The following is a 17,901-nucleotide window of genomic DNA, read 5'->3' on the forward strand; positions in this document are numbered from 1 at the left end:
CCGCCCGGGTTGCAACCAGTGACAGCTGTCAGTCTTCGGGTGTTACTGGGCGGTAATCGGGCGCACTCAGGACGCTCTCGATCCAACCCACATAGCGCGATACCCGAACGTTGTGCACCACCTGCCCGTAGAAGCCGGCCTCAAGGGCATGCTCGGGAACGGCGGTGATCCAGGAGCCCAGCCCCACCAGCTGCCAGACGCCGTGATCCTTGATCACCAATGGGCCGCCGCTGTCCCCGTTACCGAGCACGCCTTCAAGCGGCAGGCCCTGTGGCGGGGCATCGAACCGATACCAGAGATAGCGATCATTGCCGCCGGTAATCGCGTTGTATGCCCGCCGCAGCGTAGTGCGATGCGGTCCGCCCGGCACCAATCCCATCGCACCATTGCCAGTGGCGCCCTTCCCGATCAAGGCGGCGATCTGCGTGACCTCGGCGCTGCCGCGATACAGCGCCACGGGCTGCACGTCGCTCACTGGGGCTGTGAGCCTGATCAGCGCAATGTCATCCGATCCGGCCAGGAACGCGTGGATCTTCGCCGGGCTTCCCGTTGCCATAGCCTCATTGCCCAATGCGTCAGGCATTCTCCTGTAGCCGGGGTGCACGAACACGCGCTCCACGCCGTAGTCCCTGCCGTTGATGGCGATGGCCAGCCCCATCCCTTCCATTGGTGCGGCATGCGCTGCTGTCAGCACCCACTGCGGCGCGATCAGAACGCCCTGCCCTTCGCCCGGCATGTCAGCCAGGGCCGGAAACTCGGATCCATCGATCCGGTAGCGGGCATCGTCCACATCGTGGCGGATGACCACGGCCCCGGCAGCGAGCGGCAGCGCGGCAAGCGCCAGAAACAGCCAGCGGATCATGGGTGCCTTCATCCTTGCGGTCAGTCGCTGCAGCCTAGCCGAACATCTCCCGCGAAGGGAAAACGTCCGACCAACCTCACGTGTTCGACGACGAATGCCGCAGAACCGGCCACGAAACCGGGGCGGCCACGGGCCTTTAACAGCCTGCCTCTATGCTGGGACCTCATTGCAGACCCACGAGGTATGACCATGACCAAGCTGCACACCCTGATGTTGACCGGCTGCCTGTTGGCACTGAGCCCACTGGCCTCGGCCGAGACCGTGAACCTGACCAACAGTGCCGACGGCGCCAACCGCGATGCGGGCATCGCGGCGGTCAAGAAGAAGCTGCAGGACGCGTGCACCGACCGCAAGGGCTCGCCCGATGCGGCTTCGTTCGAGGTGGTCTTCGAGAAGACCAGCGAGAACCCGAACGTACCCAAGCCGTACTACGTGGACGGCAAGATGAAGTGCGAACTGCCGGGCTGAAGGTCCCGGCCACGCGGTCATCGATTGAGCATTAGACGCTGGCGGCCGACGTGCGCCGCCGGTACCGCTCGATCCAGTCCAGTGATGGGGCAATGCCGCCGAACGGGAAGAAATGCGGACTGACCGGACCATGGGCGTCTGTCAGCCCACTCAATAGGCGATCCACAAACACCTCTGGCCCCGCCGTGCCGAGCAGCCGGCCGATCGAGATGCCATACCGCGCCAGCATCGATGCACTGGCACTCACGCCGCACATCGCGGCGTAGCGCGCCAGCCGCGCAATGCTGGCCGGGCCCGGCACGCCCACCAGTACCGGAACCGTGATGCCACGGGCGCGCAGCGCATCCAGCCAGGCCAGCACGATATCAGCATCGAAGGCGAACTGGGTGATGATCAGCGGTGCCATGCCTCTCGCCTCGATGGCCTGGCATTTGCGTTCCAACACGTGCCACCGGTCCTCGGCGGTCATCACCGGATGGCCTTCCGGATGCCCGCCGATGACCACAACCTTGATGCCGTAACGCTCAAGAAGGCCGGTCTCAATGATCGAGGTACTGTCGGCAAACGGCCCTGCGGGCGCGGAAAGATCACCGGCGATCAGCAGGCACTTCTCTACCCCCGCTTCGCTGGCGGCGCGTTCCAGGAACCGCGCAAGCGCCGCACGCGACGCGATGCGGCGGGCAGAGAGATGGGGCATCGGCTCGAAGCCGAGTTCGCGCACCGTGCGCGCGGCCGCCAGCCGGGCGTCGTCGTCCTCGCTCGCCAGGTAAGGGATCGAGATCGTCGTTCCCGGAGCGATGCGATCCGCTTCCGCGTGTAGTGCCGGCATGGCCTTCGCGCTCATTTCCAGAGAAAACGCGTTGATGAAGGCTTCCGCCCGTTGCGATCCAGGTGCGGGCATCAACGGGCTCCGCCTGCATTGCCGGCAACCGGCGTGCTGTTACGCGCCAGTTCGACGAAGGCCTGCAGATAGTCGATACCGGTATCGGCCTCGCGCGCGCCCAGGTAGATCTGCTTGGGAATGCCCTTCGCCCCCAGGCGCACCGGCACCACGTCCATGCGTGCGGCATATTCCTCCACCAGCCAGCGCGGCATCGCGGCCACGCCACGGCCGCTGGCCACCATCTGCATCATGATGTCGGTGGTTTCGATGGTCTTGTGGCGCCGCGGCGTGATGCCGGCCGGCAGCAGGAACTGGTTGTAGATGTCCAGGCGCTCGAACGGCACCGGGTAGCTGATCAGCACTTCCTGGCCGAGCTGACGCGGCTTTACGTGGTCCACCTTGGCCAGTGCATGGTCCTTGGCGACCACCAGCACCTGCTCGTAGTCGAACACGGGCACGAACTTCAGGCCCGGCTTCAGTAGTGGATCGGGCGTGACCAGCAGGTCGATCTCGTAGCCGAACAGCGCGCCGATGCCGCCGAACTGGAACTTCTGCTTTACGTCCACATCCACGTCCGGCCAGGCGGCCAGGTACGGCGAGACGATCTTCAGCAGCCACTGGTAGCACGGGTGGCATTCCATGCCGATGCGCAGTGCGCCGCGCTCGCCCTGTGCGAACTGGCCCAGCCGCTCTTCGGCCAGGTCCAGCTGCGGCAGCACGCGGTTGGCCACCGCCAGCAGGTACTGCCCGGCCTGGGTCAGGCGCAGGCTGCGGCCTTCGCGAAGCCAGACATCGGTGCCGAGCTGCTGCTCCAGCTTCTTCATGCTGTGGCTGAGGGCTGACTGGGTCAGGTTGAGCACGCCGGCGGCAGCAGTCAGCGAGCCCTGCTGCTCGACCTGCTGCACGATGCTGAGGTGGATCCGCTCCAACATGACGATGAATACCGCTCATGGATTGGTGAAGTAATACCATTTTACGTCATGAAAGGGCATGGCTAGGATCGGGTCATACCTTCGGTTGCCTGCCAGCCCGGTCACCTCGCCGGCCTGCAGGACTGCGCCCCCGTAGATCGCCCGAAGGAGCTCCCTCCCCTGCTGAAAGCGAACAGATGACCCGCCCCCTCCGTATCGTCGCCGTTTCCGGCGGACTGCAGCGCCCCTCCAGGGCTGCAACCCTGGCCGAGCACCTGCTGGACCTCATCGGCGAGGACGTTGCCTGCGAGCCACACCTGATCGAGCTGGGCGAACTGGCGCCGCAGATGGCCGGCGCACTGTGGCGCTCGCAGTTACCCGACAGCGTGGAGCGGCAGCTGGCCGCTGTCGAGCAGGCCGACGTACTGGTGGTGGCCACGCCGGTCTACCGCGGTTCGTATACCGGCCTGTTCAAGCACTTCTTCGACTTCATCCATCAGGACGCGCTGGTCGACACCCCCATCCTGCTGGCCGCCTCCGGCGGCAGCGAGCGCCACGCACTGGTGATCGATCATCAGCTGCGGCCGCTCTTCAGCTTCTTCCAGGCGCGCACCCTGCCCCTCGGCGTCTACGCCACCGACCGCGATTTCGCCGAGGGCCGCGTGCACAACGAGGCCCTGATCCAGCGCGCACGGCTGGCAGTGCAGCGGGCGATGCCCCTGCTTGCCCTGTCCCATCGCGCAGCGCCTGCCACTGCCGAGGCCGCTGCAGTCCTTTGAATGCCGAATGCCAGCGACCTGCATTCGGATGTCACCCCCGCAACCCGGAACGCCGCCCATGACGACCGAGAACTTCACCTTCAGTATCACGCGCATCCCCTTCAACGAGGACTACCAGCCCGCTGACGGCACGCGCATCACCACCAACTTCGCCAACCTGGCTCGCGGCGAGTCCCGCCAGGAGAACCTGCGCAACACGATCAGCATGATCAACAACCGCTTCAACGATCTGGCGCACTGGGACAACCCGAGTGCGGACCGCTACGCCGTTGAGCTGGACATCATTTCGGTGGAGATGCACATCGATGGAGCCGACGGCAGCGATCCGTTCCCGCTGATCGAAGTGCTGCGCCCGACCATCGTCGACACGCACACCGGCGCGCGCACCGAGGGCATCGTCGGCAACAACTTCTCGTCCTATGTGCGCGACTACGACTTCAGCGTGGTACTGCCGGCCAGCAACGAGGGAAAGGCCACCTTCGGCATTCCGGAAGGCTTCGGTGATCTTCACGGCAAGCTGTTCCAGCACTTCCTGGAATCGGAGGCCTACCGCGCCAATTTCAGCAAGGAGCCGGTAATCTGCATCAGCGTCTCCAGCAGCAAGACCTACCATCGTACCGAGAACCACCATCCCATCCTGGGCGTGGAGTATCGCCAGGGCGAGTTCTCCCCCACCGACCAGTACTTCGACAAGATGGGCCTGCAGGTGCGCTATTTCATGCCGCCGGGCAGCGTCGCGCCGCTGGCGTTCTACTTCCAGGGCGACCTGCTGGGCGACTACTCGAACCTGGAGCTGATCGGCACCATCAGCACGATGGAGGCATTCCAGAAGATCTACCGGCCGGAGATCTACAACGCCAATTCCGTGGCCGGCAAGGTCTACCAGCCCAGCCTGAAGCACCAGGACTACTCCTCCACCCGCATCGTCTACGACCGCGAAGAGCGCAGCCAGCTGGCGGTCAAGCAGGGCAAATTCACCGAAGAGCACTTCATCAAGCCGTATCGCGCCGTGCTTGAGCAGTGGGCTGCCCGCTGATCCACCGATTCTCCATTCGCCCCAGGACACAGAACGCAATGTCGACGAAGAAACTGCTCCCTACCTCCACCGCCGGCAGCCTGCCCAAGCCCTCCTGGCTGGCAGAGCCCGAAAAGCTCTGGTCGCCCTGGAAGCTGCAGGATGAAGGCCTGACCGAAGGCAAGCAGGATGCCCTGCGCCTGTCCCTGCAGGAACAGCAGCACGCCGGCATCGATATCGTCAGCGACGGTGAGCAGACCCGGCAGCACTTCGTCACCACCTTCATCGAGCACCTCAGCGGCGTGGATTTCGAGAAGCGCGAAACCGTGCGCATCCGCAACCGCTACGATGCCAGCGTGCCGACCGTGGTCGGCGCCGTGAGCCGCCCCAAGCCGGTGTTCGTGGAGGATGCGAAGTTCCTGCGCCGGCAGACCACGCAACCGATCAAGTGGGCCCTGCCCGGCCCGATGACCATGATCGACACCCTGTACGACGCGCACTACAAGAGCCGCGAGAAGCTGGCCTGGGAATTCGCGAAGATCCTCAACGAGGAAGCGAAGGAGCTGGAAGCCGCTGGCGTCGACATCATCCAGTTCGACGAGCCCGCCTTCAACGTGTTCTTCGACGAAGTGAACGACTGGGGCGTGGCCGCACTGGAGCGTGCGATCGAAGGACTGAAGTGCGAGACCGCCGTGCACATCTGTTATGGCTACGGCATCAAGGCCAACACCGACTGGAAGCAGACGCTGGGATCGGAATGGCGCCAGTACGAAGAGTCGTTCCCGAAGCTGCAGACCTCCAGCCTCGACATCATCTCGCTGGAATGCCACAACTCGCACGTGCCGATCGATCTGATCGAGCTGGTGCGCGGCAAGAAGGTGATGGTGGGCGCCATCGACGTGGCCTCCAGCACGGTGGAGACGGCCGAGGAAGTGGCCAACACTCTGCGCAAGGCGCTGCAGTTCGTGGACGCCGACAAGCTCTACCCGAGCACCAACTGCGGCATGGCGCCGCTGGCCCGTGACGTGGCACGGGGCAAGCTGCGTGCGCTCAGCGAAGGGTCCAGGATCGTGCGCGAGGAACTTTCGGCGTAGCCCTGGCCGGGAGCGCACTCGCATCCGGCCGTCCGGTTGACGGAGCCTGATCTGGTATCGGCCAGGCTCCACCTCGCCCCGGCACCTCGGGCCTGGCCAGCATCGCCGGGGGCCGCGGCGCAAGCGCCGCCTTGATCCGCCCCATCTCTCCCGCCCCGGCCTCGGCCAGGCGGCGGGCCTGCTGCCGCTGCTCCCGCGTAGGCGCCGGAGGTGATGGAGCACCGGTATCTACCAGCCGCGCCACCGCATCGCGCAACCGCAACTGCGGGCAAAGCCGGGCGGCACACCAGCGCTCGGCGTAGCGCTTGGCCTGGCGAGCATTCACGGCGGCCACGACCTTGGGCTGTGGTGATTTCCGCGCGTCGAGGAACAGGCGGACACCGCGCACGGCATGCGGCACGACGTTGGCCACGCAGCGGCCGTTCCACCACAGGTCCCAGCGGTCACCGCTCTGCACCCAGCCGGAGGGCCGGCGGGCCGTCATGAAATCGGGAGGGCTGGAGGGCGAATGCATGGCGGGAGAATACGGTCGGCCGTCGCACGGGCTGAGATTGCGGAGTTGCGCTGGCGACCTCTCAACACTTCTGCCGTAGCGAAGCCCTCCTCACCACTCTGGGCCGAGCAGCTTCTCCACCTCGGTTTCGAGCTTCTTTGCGGCTTCGGCCTGCGAGGCCACCTTGATGCACAGCCCTGATTGCGCGGGACCCGGAGTCAACTGGTAGCGGTTGATGGTGCCGCCGCCGTCGCCATCCAGCTCCACCCGGGCCACCAGGGTTCGGCCGTTGGCATTGAAGATCCAGTCCCGGTATTCGGACATCGTTGATTCCATGCGTGACGCTTTGAGTGGCCTTCACTCTAAGCGGAGCGACGGTGAAGAGCGCCCGAAGAAAACGTTCGCGGAGCGTGGGTGCCGGGGGCACGCGGCAAGCAGACGAGCATGGATTGGGCTCCACAACTCGGGCGTAGCTCACGGAGTATGATGCCGCCTTCCCCGAACTGCCGTGATTGCAGCGGGCGCGCTCCCGTGAGGTACGCGTCGGCGCCGCTGAGACACCCCGCCCGATGCTCGTTTCCTACTCCTCTTTCCTCATCTGGGCGGCCGTGGCCGTTGCCACCGCAGGCCTGCTGTTCCGGCCATTCCGCATTCCGGAGTACGTGTGGGCACTGGGGGCTGCCCTTCTGCTTCCACTGCTGGGAGCGATGTCGTTCGGCACGACCTTGCACGCGGTGGCCGAGGGCCGCGATGTCTATCTGTTCCTGGTCGGCATGATGGTGCTGGCCGAGCTGGCCCGGCGCGAAGGCCTGTTCGACTGGCTGGCGTTGTACGCGGTCCGTCATGCGGGAGGCTCGGGACGACGCCTGTTCGACCTGGTGTTCCTGGTCGGCACGCTGGTGACCGTGTTCCTTTCCAACGATGCCACGGCGGTGGTGCTGACCCCGGCGGTCTACGCCGCCTGCAAGGCCGCCCGTGCCAACCCCCTGCCCTATCTGTTCGTCTGCGCCTTCATCGCCAATGCGGCCAGCTTCGTGCTGCCCATTTCCAACCCGGCCAACCTGGTGGTGTACGGCCAGCATATGCCGCCGCTGACGCAGTGGCTGGCACAGTTCGCGCTGCCGTCGCTGGCCGCGATCGGCGCCACCTATCTGGTGCTGCGCTGGGTGCATCGGCGCGAGATCGCGCAGCCGCTGGTGGCGGCACCGGCGCATCGTCCGCTGACCAAAGGCGGCCGGCTCAGCGCTCTGGGCGTGCTGTTCACCGGCACCGTGCTGCTGGTGACCTCCGCACTGAACGGCCCGCTCGGCCTGGCCACGTTCTGCGCAGGCACGCTGAGTGTGGCAGTGGTGGCGATGCGCCAGCGGCGCAGTCCGTTGCCGCTGCTGCGCCATGTGTCATGGGGCGTACTGCCGCTGGTGGCCGGCCTGTTCGTGCTGGTGGAAGCGGCAGCACAGACCGGTGTCATCCAGACGGCGGCCAGCGCGCTGCAGGCCGTGGCGCAGGCATCACCGCACCAGGCCAGCTGGCTGGCCGGTGGCGCGGCGGCGTTGCTGAGCAACGTGGCCAACAATCTGCCGGTCGGCTTGGCCGCTGGCTCGCTGGGCCAGATGGCCGACCTGCCGGCGCAGACGCGCGCCGCATTGGTGGTCGGCGTGGACCTGGGCCCGAACCTGTCGGTGACCGGCTCATTGGCCACGATGCTGTGGCTGGTGGCGCTGCGCCGCGAGGGCGAGCATGTCAGCGCGCTCGACTTCCTGCGCGTGGGCGCGCTGGTGATGCCGCCTGCGCTGATCGGGGCCTTGTTGCTGCTCTAGGTCAGGCGCGGGTCGGTCGCCATGACCAAGCCGCTCAGCGATCACCCTCGAGATCAATCACCCGGTCAGTCGGGCTCACGATACCTCGCCGATGGGTGATGGCCACCACGGTTACATCATTCGCAAGTGCGCGGATGTGGTCCATGATCTCGCGCTCGGTGGCTTCGTCCAGCGCAGAGCTTGCCTCGTCCAGGAACAGGATCGCTGGCTCGCCATACAGTGCACGGGCTATCGCGATGCGCTGGCGCTCACCGCCGGACAACTTCAGGCCACGCTCGCCCACCGTCGTTTCAAGGCCCTCGGGCAGCGCCTCGATCAACGGCAGGATCGAGGCCTTGCGTGCGGCATGCCGCAGCCGATCATCATCACGCGCGCGTCCGAGCAGGATGTTGTCGGCCAGGCTTTCGTTGAGCAGGATGACATCCTGCGGAACCACCGCGACAGCGGCATGCCAGGCCGCACGGTCGATCCGGGACAGGTCAAGGCCATCGACCAGGATCCGGCCACGCTGGGGATCGATCGATTTCAGGGCGAGCTTGAACAGGGTCGACTTCCCTGCCCCGGTTGGCCCGATCAGGAAATTGATGCCGCCACGTTCGGCCTCGAAGGACACATCACTTACCCCGCGACCGTTGCCATAGCGGTGGCTGACGCGCTCGAACGCCAGCCGGCCGCTTTCACCCGCAAAGCGCTGGGCGTCGGTTGCCTGTCGCTCCTCGGGCGCCGCCCACAAGGTGGAAAGCGGAGCCAGCATGCTCCACGAGCGCGCGACGTCATCGATCGAACGGGCAATCATCTCGAACGGCATGTTGAGCTGGAGCAGCAGCAAGTTGAACAGGACGATGTCGCCGACGCTCAGGCCGCCGCTCTGGTAGCGCGGCAGCAACAGGTGGAAGGTAACGATGAACTCGACCGCCAGGCCGATGCCCAGCAGTGCAATGAAGCCGATCCGCTGCAGTACGTAGGCGCGCCAGCTGTCGCGCACCTCCTGGGCCTTCTGCTCGAAGCGCTGCACCATCCAGGCGCTGCCGCCGAACTGGCGCAGCGTCTCCATGGCATTCATGGCATTGCCGACGAAGCGCGCGTTCTGCTGCCCGGCCTCGACCGCCGCTTCGCGATGGATGCGTGCACGCCGGGTAGCGATGGCGGAAAGCGTGACGGCTACCGTGCCGTAGGCCAGCACGATGGCCACCACCTGCAGGTTGATCAACGCACCCAACGTTATCAGCGTCAACAGGATCTGCAGCGCACTGGGAATGAAGGCCACCAGCCCCAGCTGCACCACGATCTTCAGCGCGCCACGGCCTTTCTCCCCTGCCACCTGCAGCTCGGCGGCGTTGTAGTCCAGGAAGAAGCTGTTGGTCTTCTTCAGCAGACGGGCGAAGTAGCGGGTACTGGTGATGAAGCCGAGGTTCTCGCCGCTGAGGAACGACAGGTACTGCACCGTGTTCTGCAGGGCACTGCCCGCGCCCAGGATGAAGGCGTAGAGCAGGAATCCCCCCGCCAGGGCACTGGCCCCGTCGATGGGCAACCGGTCGATCAGGCGCGAGAAAAGGTACGGCGCAGCAACGCTGGCCAGGCTGGACAACAGGACACTGCCGGCGATGAGCAGCAGCAGCCTGCGGTCAGCCTTCCAGTACGCGCCCAGGATTTCAGCGACGGGCGGCGGAACAGCAGTCTTCTTCATCGGCCTTGTTCCGGCGTGGACTACACCCTTGAATGATATGCTATAACATATCCCTTCAGGAGCGACGTCGCCACGTCGCAGGCCACTTTCGGATGGGATCGATGGACCGGGGAATGACGAACGTATCCGCTGCCATGCCACGCGCGCTCATGGCCCTCAGCATTGCCGCTGCACTGCTGGCCAGCCCGCCCGCACTGGCCCAGAACTCCGGCAATGACCGCGGTTCGAAAGCGGCTGGCGCAGCGCCCCAGGCACCGACTGCGACCCTGGACCAGGTGCTGGTGGTCGGCAGCAACATCCGCGATGCCATTGGCGGCGGCGCATCCCCGATCATCGTGATCGACAAGGAGGCCATCGACCGCACCGGCGTGGCCACCGTGCAGCAGCTGTTCGAGAAACTGCCGCAGAACTTCGGCGGTGGCGCCAATGGTGCCAACGTCGCCAACCTTGGCGTCGACCGCGATACCGGCAACAACTTCGGCCAGGGCACCGCCATCAACCTGCGCGGTCTGGGAACCGGCACCACGTTGACCCTGATCAACGGCCACCGCGTGACCTCGTCGAACCGCTACCAGTACGTGGATGTCTCGCTGATACCGCTGAGTGCGGTTGAACGCGTGGAGATCCTCACCGATGGTGCCTCGGCCATCTATGGCACCGATGCGGTCGGCGGTGTGGTCAACATCATCCTGCGCCGCGACTTCACCGGGTATGAGACCGCTGTGCGTTACGGCGCCGTGACCACCGGCGGCATGGAGGAATACCAGGCCTCGCAGTCGGCAGGCTGGTCGTGGGATGGTGGCCATGTGCTGGCCAGCTACGAGTTCCTGAAGCAGAGCAACCTGCCGGCGGTGGACAAGGATTTCTCGAAGAACGTGCGGGTCAAGCCGTACGACCTCTACCCCGGTTCGAAGCGCCACAGCCTGTACGTGGACGGCGTGCAGCAGCTCAGCGATGTGCTGACCCTGAACGTGACCGGCTCGTTCGCCAAGCGCGAGATGGACACCACCATTTCCGGCACGGCCGACGAAACCCGGTTGTTCCCGCATACGCGCCAGTTCGACCTGTTCGCGGGACTCACCCTGGATCTTCCACGCGGGTGGCAGGCGCGCCTGAATTCCGGGTTCGGCAGGAGCGATGTGTCCTATCAGCGCACCACCATCACCGGCAGTTCGGCCAGTACGGCGCCACCGACCGATACGAACTCCGAATCCCGCCACCTGGATGTGGTCGCCGACGGCGAGTTGTTCAGCCTGCCCACCGGTGGGGTTCGCGCGGCATTCGGCGCGGGCTATCGCCGCGATGGCTATGAACTGATCGATCATCGCGGCCTGGAAAAGCCACTCGACCTGCATCGAACGATCAGGTCCGCCTTCGGCGAGCTCAACATCCCGCTGCTGAAGGACATGCCGGGCGTGCGCAGCCTGTCCTTCACTGCGGCAGCGCGCTATGACGATTACAGCGATTTCGGTTCCACGCTGAATCCCAAGCTCGGCCTGCTGTGGGAGGCGACCCAGGGGCTTTCGTTCCGTACCAGCTATGGTCGTTCCTACCGGGCGCCGGTGTACCAGGACATGCAGTTGAACAACACCGTGGTGGTGGCGAATGTGCCCAACCCGAGCGCAGCCAATGGCAACACCATCCTGATGATGCTCTCCAATGGCAATCCCGATCTGGGCCCCGAACGGGCCAAGACCTGGACCGGCGGTTTCTCGTTCGCGCCGCCGTCGCTGCCGGGGCTCAAGATCGATGCGAACTACTACCACATCGAATACGCCGACCGGATCGGCAGTGGCTTCGGCGGCAGCTTCCCGTCGCTGTTCCTGCAGTCCACGGCACCCTACGCGGACATCCTGACCAGCAATCCGACCCAGCAGCAGATCCAGCAGGCGCGCCAGCTGGGCATCTCGGGGCTGGGCCTGTTCGTCTCGCGCGTGGGGCCGTATGCGTTGCCGCCAGGCACGGACGAAACCAACAGCCAGGTGATCCTCGACAACCGCTTTCGCAACAACGCCTTCACCCAGCAGCGTGGTGTCGACTTCAGCGGATCCTATGGCTTCGATGCCGGCCAGACCCACATCGGGCTGAACCTGGCCGGGCAGTACATCATCGAGTCGAAGCGGCGCGTGACCAGTACGTCGCCCGAGGTGGATGCGGTGAATTCGGTGTACTACCCGGTGGACCTCAAGATGCGCGGTGGCATCGCGCTCAGCCGGCAGCAGGCCGCGGCGGGGATCTTCGTGAACTACGTGGACAGTTATCGCGACCCCGCCAATGTCGCCCGGCCCCACGTCAGCTCCTGGACGACCGTAGATCTGAACCTCGCCTACCACTTCGGTGCATCGGCGGACCCGCAGCGTGGCACATCGCTTGCGTTCAACGTGCAGAACCTGTTCGACCGGGATCCGCCGTTCATCGTCAACAGCATCAACACCGGCTATGACCCCACCAATGCAACAGCGCTGGGTCGCTTCCTGTCCATGACGCTGACGCACCGCTGGTAAGCCGCCATGCGCGCCGAAGCCCCTGCCCTGTCCCGGTCCGTCATGGCCATCCAGCAGGCGTTTGCTGTTGCGGCAACCCAGCTCACGCTGATGTGGCGCGAGCGGCGCGTGCTGTGGCTTGCCCTTGCCCTGTTGCTGATTGCGGGAGCATCGGTGCTCAGTGGTGCTGCACGCCTGACCCTGCAGGCGCAGGAGCGCCAGGCAATGAGCGAGGAAGAGGCGCGGCTCTGGGACAGCCAGGGCACAATCGACCCGCATAGCGCCGCACATGTGGGGCGTGCCATTGCTGCCCCCGTGCGGCCACTGGCTGCACTGGACCCGGGGCTGACGGATTACCTGGGAACCTCGGTGTTCATCGAAGGCCACGCGCAGAACCCGGCCCGGCACCGTGCCGTGGATGGTGGCACCGCACTCAGCCGCTTCGAGGGCTTCTCTGCGGCGTGGGCGCTGCAGGTGGTGGCGCCGCTGCTGATCATCCTGGCCGGGTTCGCCACCCTGTCCGGCGATGTGGCCCGCGAGACGCTGCGCCAGGAACTCGGCACCGGCGCCTCGGCCGGCGTGCTGATCTGTGGACGCTTGATTGCCCTGGCGGCCGCCTCGCTGCTGCTGGTGCTGGCCATGCTGCTGATCAGTCTTCCGGGGCTGTCCATCCAGTACGGCGACGCCACGGATCTTGCCGCCCTGCTCGCACTGGCGGCCGCCTACCTGCTCTATCTGGCGGTGTTCTGTGCACTTACCGTGGGGGTGTCGGCACTTGCCGGCTCGGCACGGACGTCACTGGTCGTGCTGCTCGGCTTCTGGGTGGTGTCCACACTGCTGCTGCCGAGGGTGGCGCCTGCGGTTGCCGAATCCCTGTACCCGACCCCTTCGGCACCGGCGTTCAGGACCGGCGTGACCGAAGAAGCGGAGAACGGCGCGGATGGCCATGACCCGGCCGACAAACGCCTTGATGCCCTGCGCACGGCGTTGATGGCGCGCTACCGGGTCGACAGCGTTGACGACCTGCCGCTGAACTTCCGCGGTGTGGCGCTGGAGTTTGCCGAGGCCAACTCGACGCGCGTCTACAACCGCCATTTCGATCGCCTGCATGCCACCTACCAGCAGCAGGACGCCACCCAGCGCCTGTTTGGCCTTGCCTCGCCGACGCTGGCGCTGCAGTCCTGGTCGCGCGCCTTCGCCGGCACGGATTTCCCGGCGCATCTGGCGTTCCTGCGCGGCGTGGAGGACTACCGTTATCGGTTGATCCAGGCACTCAACCAGGAAGTGAAACTGCACAAGGCACCACAAGGCGGGAAGCATGTGGCCGACATCGCCGGCATCACCCGTTCAGTGCACTACCGGCCGCCGCAACAGACCCTGGCCGGTACCGCTGCCGCGCAGCGCGGAAATCTCGTCATTCTGCTGGCCTGGCTGATGCTGGGTTGCGTGGTGGTGCTCATCTCCGCTCGGAAGCTGGGGAGATCGCCATGAACGTTGTGTCGATTGCCCGCTATGAGATCCGCCGATTGCTGCGCGATCGAGCGCTGCCGGTGCTGCTTGTCCTGCTGCTCGGGCTGGGTGCCTACGCCGCGTGGAACGGCCGCGCATGGGCGGACCAGCGCGAGGCGGCCATCGCCCTGATCAAGCAGGAAGAACAACAGACGAAGGAACGCAGCCGGGCATTCGTCGGCAAGACGCCCTCGGTGCTGCCCCGCGCCCAGCCGGTGCTTGCGCCTGCCGCCATGGCACCGCTGTCGATCGGCCAGGCAGACGCCTACCCCTACACCGCCGATGTGGTCGCGCTGGGCGATCCGACCCAGCTGCTCAAGCACGTTTGGGCCGACATCGGCAATCCAGCGGCACGGGCTGCGGGACGGTTCGACCTCGCCTTCGTCATCGTCTTCCTGCTGCCGTTGGTCATTCTCGTGGCCACCCACGATCTGTGGTCCCGTGAGCGCGAGCGCGGCATCGCGGCGCTGGTGCTGTCACAGCCGGTGTCGGCAACGCGCCTGCTGGTGGTCAAGGTGCTGGCCCGTGGCCTGATGGTGCTGCTGCCCGCACTGGCCATCCTCCTGGCGGTGACGATCGGGGCCGGCGCGCGCAGTCCTGCGGGCCTGGCCATGCTGGCCCTTACCGTCCTCCTGTACGGCGCGTTCTGGCTGGCCCTTGCACTGCTGATCGGCTGCCTTGCCCGGCGCACCACCGAGGCGGCCATCGCCGCCGGCGCGCTGTGGCTGCTGATCGTGGTCATGGCGCCGTCGCTGGCGCTGGCCACGGTGAATCTGATCGCGCCGCCGCCGTCACAGATGCAGTTCGCCACCGAAGTAAAGGCGATGCAGTCCGACATCGCCACGCGCCAGCGGCGCGAGCATGCGACGTCGGCGCCAGTGAATTCGCCGTCCCCCGTCATCTCCGACACTGTGCGCCAGGCCTACGCCGATCGGGTTGCAGCTGACCGGGAACTGGAACGCCTGATCGCCTCGCATGCGCAGGCCGAGGCCGCACATCGCCAGGTTCTGGACAAGGTGCGGCTGCTGCTGCCGGCCGTCGCGACACAGGACGCGCTCGACCGCATCGCAGGCTCGGATGCCGACCGCGCGCTCGACTTCCAGGGACAGGTCCACTCCTTCTGGCAGGCGAGGCGGCTGTTGCACAAGGCCTATCTGGATCGTGACGCGCCGCAGACCTTCGAAGAGTACGACACCCTGCCCCGCTTCCAGTTCCACGAAACAGCCGGCGTCGCCCAACGTGGTGTCCTCGCCGATCTCGCCGCACTGATCATTGCCACCCTGCTTGTCCTGCTTGCAGCCGGTGCATTGCGCAGCCGGCTGGCAACGCCCTGAGGAGACGTCCACATGCTGTCTGCAAAAAGCCTGGTCATGGAACACGGTGCACATCGGGCGCTGGATGACGTCAGCTTCGAGGTGAAGCCCGGCGAGATCTTCTGCCTGCTGGGCGCCAATGGCGCCGGCAAGTCGACCACCATCAAGCTGTTCCTTGGCTTTCTGAAACCCACCTCCGGTGGGGCCGAAGTGGACGGTCTCAGTGCGCACCAGCAGCCGCAGGAGGTACGCCGGCGGCTGCTGTACATCCCCGAGACCGTGGCGCTGTACGACGAGCTGACCGGCTACGAGAATCTGGACTACTTCGCGCGCCTGGCCGGTGTCGAGGAACGCTCGCCAGCGCGGTTGAAGGACGCACTCAGGTCCGCCGGCCTGGCGACCGACGCATTCGGGCGACGCGTGGGCCTCTATTCCAAGGGCATGCGGCAGAAGGTCGGCATCGCACTGGCCATCGTCAAGGAAGCCAGGGCCCTGTTGCTGGATGAACCCACCTCGGGCCTGGACCCAACGGCGTCAGCCGAATTCCATGAGTTGATCGTGCGGGAACGCGATCGCGGCACGGCGATCCTGATGGCCACCCACGATCTGTTCCGCGCCCGGGAAGTGGCGACCACGATCGGCCTGATGCGGGCCGGCCGCCTGCGCAGAACGCTTGACGCCAGCACGATCACCGCGAACGATCTTGAGAGCCTGTACCTGGAAGAAATGAGCCGCAGCGCCTAGGCCACGGCGGCCGCCTGCGCGCCACGTTGGCCGGACCAGCGCCGCAGCCACGCTTCGATGTTGATCTGCGGGCCGAAGATGCCGAGCACCTGCGACGAGTGGTCCGGGCCGACCTGCTGGATGCCCGCATCGGCCAGCGCGCTGTCGAGATAGCCGCGCCTGGAAAGCATTCCATCGACCAGAAGATTCCTGATGAACTGCTGGTGCCCCTGGGTGACCGCCACGGAGTGATCATCCAGATAGGATTTCACCTTCCGCGACAGCAGCGCATCCGGTAACAGTCCCTTCATTGCACGCCGCGCGATGGTGCGGTCTTCTGCGTCTGCAATGAGCAGGTGCAGCGGAATGCGCGCGAACAGTTCAACAAGCGGCTGCGCACTGATCGGCGATACGCCATGCCAGTGGCCTGCACCTTCGAAGGGATCAAGGACGCTGGTCGGAAACACCATGCGGCCGATATGGGCCAGCTTGTAGGGTGATACGCGATGCCCCTGCGCCTGCGCGTGCCGCAACCAGGCCGGCTGCAGGCCATCCTGTTCGGCGCGGTCCACCCGCACCCATGGGCAGGGTTTGCCCCAACGGCCATTGATGCTGCCTGGCCGCTTGAGCAGACCATGGACCATCGCATCCTTCAGCACCCCGTACAGTGAATCGCCGGACTGCGCGGTTTCGAAGGCGACGCGGAAGAAATCCCGGTCGATGCCACGTCGCCAGGCGTAGTCAATCGCAGCGGCGTTGCCCTTGAAACGCAGGAACACCGCATCACCGCCAACACCGGTGAACTGCACGGTGTCACCGTCGAAGGCCACGTCACGGCGGTGGAGAAGATAGCCGGAACAATGCGCCGGCCGGGCTGTACGCGGGAAGGTCATGATCTCTTCCAGCGCGCAGTGAGGTTGCCTTCGGTATTCGATGTATTCGCAACGCCTGCCCGAGAAATCACTGGCCCCTTGCACCGCCATCCGCGCGAACAGCCGTTCGTCGGCACCGATGCCCTCATCGTAGTGGTGAACACACGTCACCTCCGGCGCCGACGGCGCCTGCAACAGGCCGGCCAGGATGATCGAGGAATCCAGCCCGCCCGACAGCTGCAGCTGGATGCGTCGGTGCGGGCTGGCCAGTGCACCGATGCAGCCCAGCAGCGTGGAACGCGCCAGCGACACGGCTTGCTGAAGATCTTCGATCGGCGCGTCGCGGGCCAGCCGCACCACGTCCCACTGGCAGTGCCGGCCCACCGGCTCACCATCGCGGATTGAAACCGCTTCACCCGCTTCGACCGCCGTGACCTCCTGGAAGCCGGTCTGCAGGCCATCACGAAACGGATACAGCAGCGAGTACGACAGGAAGGACCAGTCAACGCTGAATTCGCGCAGACCCAGCATCAGGCAGTCTTCCATGTTGGAGAAGACCAGCGTCAACTGGCCCACCGTGGTCAAATAGCACGGGATCTCCGCAGTGGGATCGCGCAGGACGAACCAGCTCGACGTTTCCTGCTGGAAGCCGAACGCCACGTAGCGGCCCCAGTGTTGTTCTACGATGCTGCGGCCCTGGCTGCTGCAGGCGGCGTCCGCTGTTGCGGGATCCAGGTTCACGCGGCAAGGCACTTTGCCTTCACCGAACGTTTTGTGAAACAGCTTGCCCAGTACCACCAGCGCGTTCGAGCGATCGCATTCGAAATAGCCGTGGTTGTCGCTCTGCACATGGATCGCCGCGCCGTTGTCGTTCAACACGCAGGCGATGCCGGGCAGCCTGGCGCCGATCCTTTCCACGATGCGTTCCGCCTGCGCCGTCGCGGATTCCGAGTGGGTGTTCCAGAGCACGGCGATGTATCGGTACATGGCAG

General features: G+C 65.6%; 15 protein-coding genes. 9 read left to right on the forward strand and 6 right to left on the reverse strand.

Going from position 1 to position 17,901, the window contains the following annotated elements:
- Positions 1 to 28: 28 nt before the first annotated feature.
- Entirely contained in the window at positions 29 to 862 is an 834-nt protein-coding gene (locus AC5O77_RS01330) for a S1 family peptidase (RefSeq protein ID WP_494506357.1), read from the reverse strand.
- 189 nt (positions 863 to 1,051) lie between these two features.
- Between AC5O77_RS01330 and AC5O77_RS01335 the strand changes: the two genes are divergently transcribed.
- Positions 1,052 to 1,330: a hypothetical protein gene (locus tag AC5O77_RS01335; protein WP_012511098.1), complete on the forward strand. Its 279-nt coding sequence runs from the start codon at positions 1,052 to 1,054 to the stop codon at positions 1,328 to 1,330.
- Between the two features lie 31 nt (positions 1,331 to 1,361).
- Here AC5O77_RS01335 and AC5O77_RS01340 read toward each other — a convergent pair whose 3' ends face one another.
- Positions 1,362 to 2,231: a methylenetetrahydrofolate reductase gene (locus AC5O77_RS01340; protein WP_494506358.1), complete on the reverse strand. Its 870-nt coding sequence runs from the start codon at positions 2,229 to 2,231 to the stop codon at positions 1,362 to 1,364.
- A complete protein-coding gene (locus AC5O77_RS01345; RefSeq protein WP_049422266.1) occupies positions 2,231 to 3,145 on the reverse strand; it encodes a LysR family transcriptional regulator in 915 nt (304 codons plus the stop codon). Before AC5O77_RS01345 ends, AC5O77_RS01340 begins: the two co-directional genes overlap by 1 nt.
- Before the next feature lie 176 nt (positions 3,146 to 3,321).
- Between AC5O77_RS01345 and msuE the strand changes: the two genes are divergently transcribed.
- The 3 genes from msuE to AC5O77_RS01360 are packed head-to-tail and all read left to right on the forward strand — an operon-like array spanning position 3,322 to position 6,012.
- Positions 3,322 to 3,903 carry an FMN reductase gene (gene msuE, locus AC5O77_RS01350; protein ID WP_494506359.1) on the forward strand — a complete coding sequence of 194 codons (582 nt, stop codon included), beginning with the start codon at positions 3,322 to 3,324 and terminating at the stop codon, positions 3,901 to 3,903.
- 58 nt (positions 3,904 to 3,961) lie between these two features.
- Entirely contained in the window at positions 3,962 to 4,939 is a 978-nt protein-coding gene (locus tag AC5O77_RS01355) for a DUF1852 domain-containing protein (protein WP_494506360.1), read from the forward strand.
- Between the two features lie 38 nt (positions 4,940 to 4,977).
- Positions 4,978 to 6,012, forward strand: a complete 1,035-nt coding sequence (locus tag AC5O77_RS01360) for a methionine synthase (protein ID WP_478057381.1) — start codon at positions 4,978 to 4,980, stop codon at positions 6,010 to 6,012.
- Between the two features lie 604 nt (positions 6,013 to 6,616).
- Here AC5O77_RS01360 and AC5O77_RS01365 read toward each other — a convergent pair.
- Positions 6,617 to 6,829, reverse strand: coding sequence for a hypothetical protein (locus AC5O77_RS01365; RefSeq protein WP_012511105.1), 213 nt, complete (start codon positions 6,827 to 6,829; stop codon positions 6,617 to 6,619).
- A gap of 245 nt (positions 6,830 to 7,074) precedes the next feature.
- On the opposite strand from AC5O77_RS01365, the gene AC5O77_RS01370 reads away from it, so the two are divergent.
- Entirely contained in the window at positions 7,075 to 8,322 is a 1,248-nt protein-coding gene (locus AC5O77_RS01370; protein ID WP_494506361.1) for an arsenic transporter, read from the forward strand.
- Positions 8,323 to 8,356: 34 nt separating this feature from the next.
- On the opposite strand, the gene AC5O77_RS01375 is transcribed toward AC5O77_RS01370, so the two are convergent.
- Positions 8,357 to 10,009, reverse strand: coding sequence for an ABC transporter ATP-binding protein (locus tag AC5O77_RS01375; RefSeq protein ID WP_494506362.1), 1,653 nt, complete (start codon positions 10,007 to 10,009; stop codon positions 8,357 to 8,359).
- A gap of 113 nt (positions 10,010 to 10,122) precedes the next feature.
- On the opposite strand from AC5O77_RS01375, the gene AC5O77_RS01380 reads away from it, so the two are divergent.
- Genes AC5O77_RS01380 through AC5O77_RS01395 form a run of 4 tightly spaced genes read left to right on the forward strand, consistent with a single transcriptional unit; the run spans position 10,123 to position 16,058 of the window.
- A complete protein-coding gene (locus AC5O77_RS01380; RefSeq protein ID WP_494506363.1) occupies positions 10,123 to 12,513 on the forward strand; it encodes a TonB-dependent receptor plug domain-containing protein in 2,391 nt (796 codons plus the stop codon).
- A gap of 6 nt (positions 12,514 to 12,519) precedes the next feature.
- Entirely contained in the window at positions 12,520 to 13,983 is a 1,464-nt protein-coding gene (locus AC5O77_RS01385) for a DUF3526 domain-containing protein (RefSeq protein WP_478057385.1), read from the forward strand.
- Positions 13,980 to 15,335, forward strand: coding sequence for an ABC transporter permease subunit (locus AC5O77_RS01390; protein ID WP_478057451.1), 1,356 nt, complete (start codon positions 13,980 to 13,982; stop codon positions 15,333 to 15,335). The genes AC5O77_RS01385 and AC5O77_RS01390 overlap by 4 nt, the downstream gene beginning before the upstream one ends.
- 12 nt (positions 15,336 to 15,347) lie before the next feature.
- Positions 15,348 to 16,058 (forward strand): ABC transporter ATP-binding protein, encoded by a 711-nt coding sequence (locus tag AC5O77_RS01395; protein ID WP_478057386.1) that lies wholly within the window; start codon positions 15,348 to 15,350, stop codon positions 16,056 to 16,058.
- Here the strand turns inward: AC5O77_RS01395 and AC5O77_RS01400 are convergent.
- Positions 16,055 to 17,896: an asparagine synthase-related protein gene (locus tag AC5O77_RS01400; RefSeq protein WP_478057387.1), complete on the reverse strand. Its 1,842-nt coding sequence runs from the start codon at positions 17,894 to 17,896 to the stop codon at positions 16,055 to 16,057. The genes AC5O77_RS01395 and AC5O77_RS01400 overlap by 4 nt on opposite strands.
- Positions 17,897 to 17,901: the final 5 nt, after the last annotated feature.

The organism is Stenotrophomonas sp. INTA L402-1, assembly GCF_059295135.1.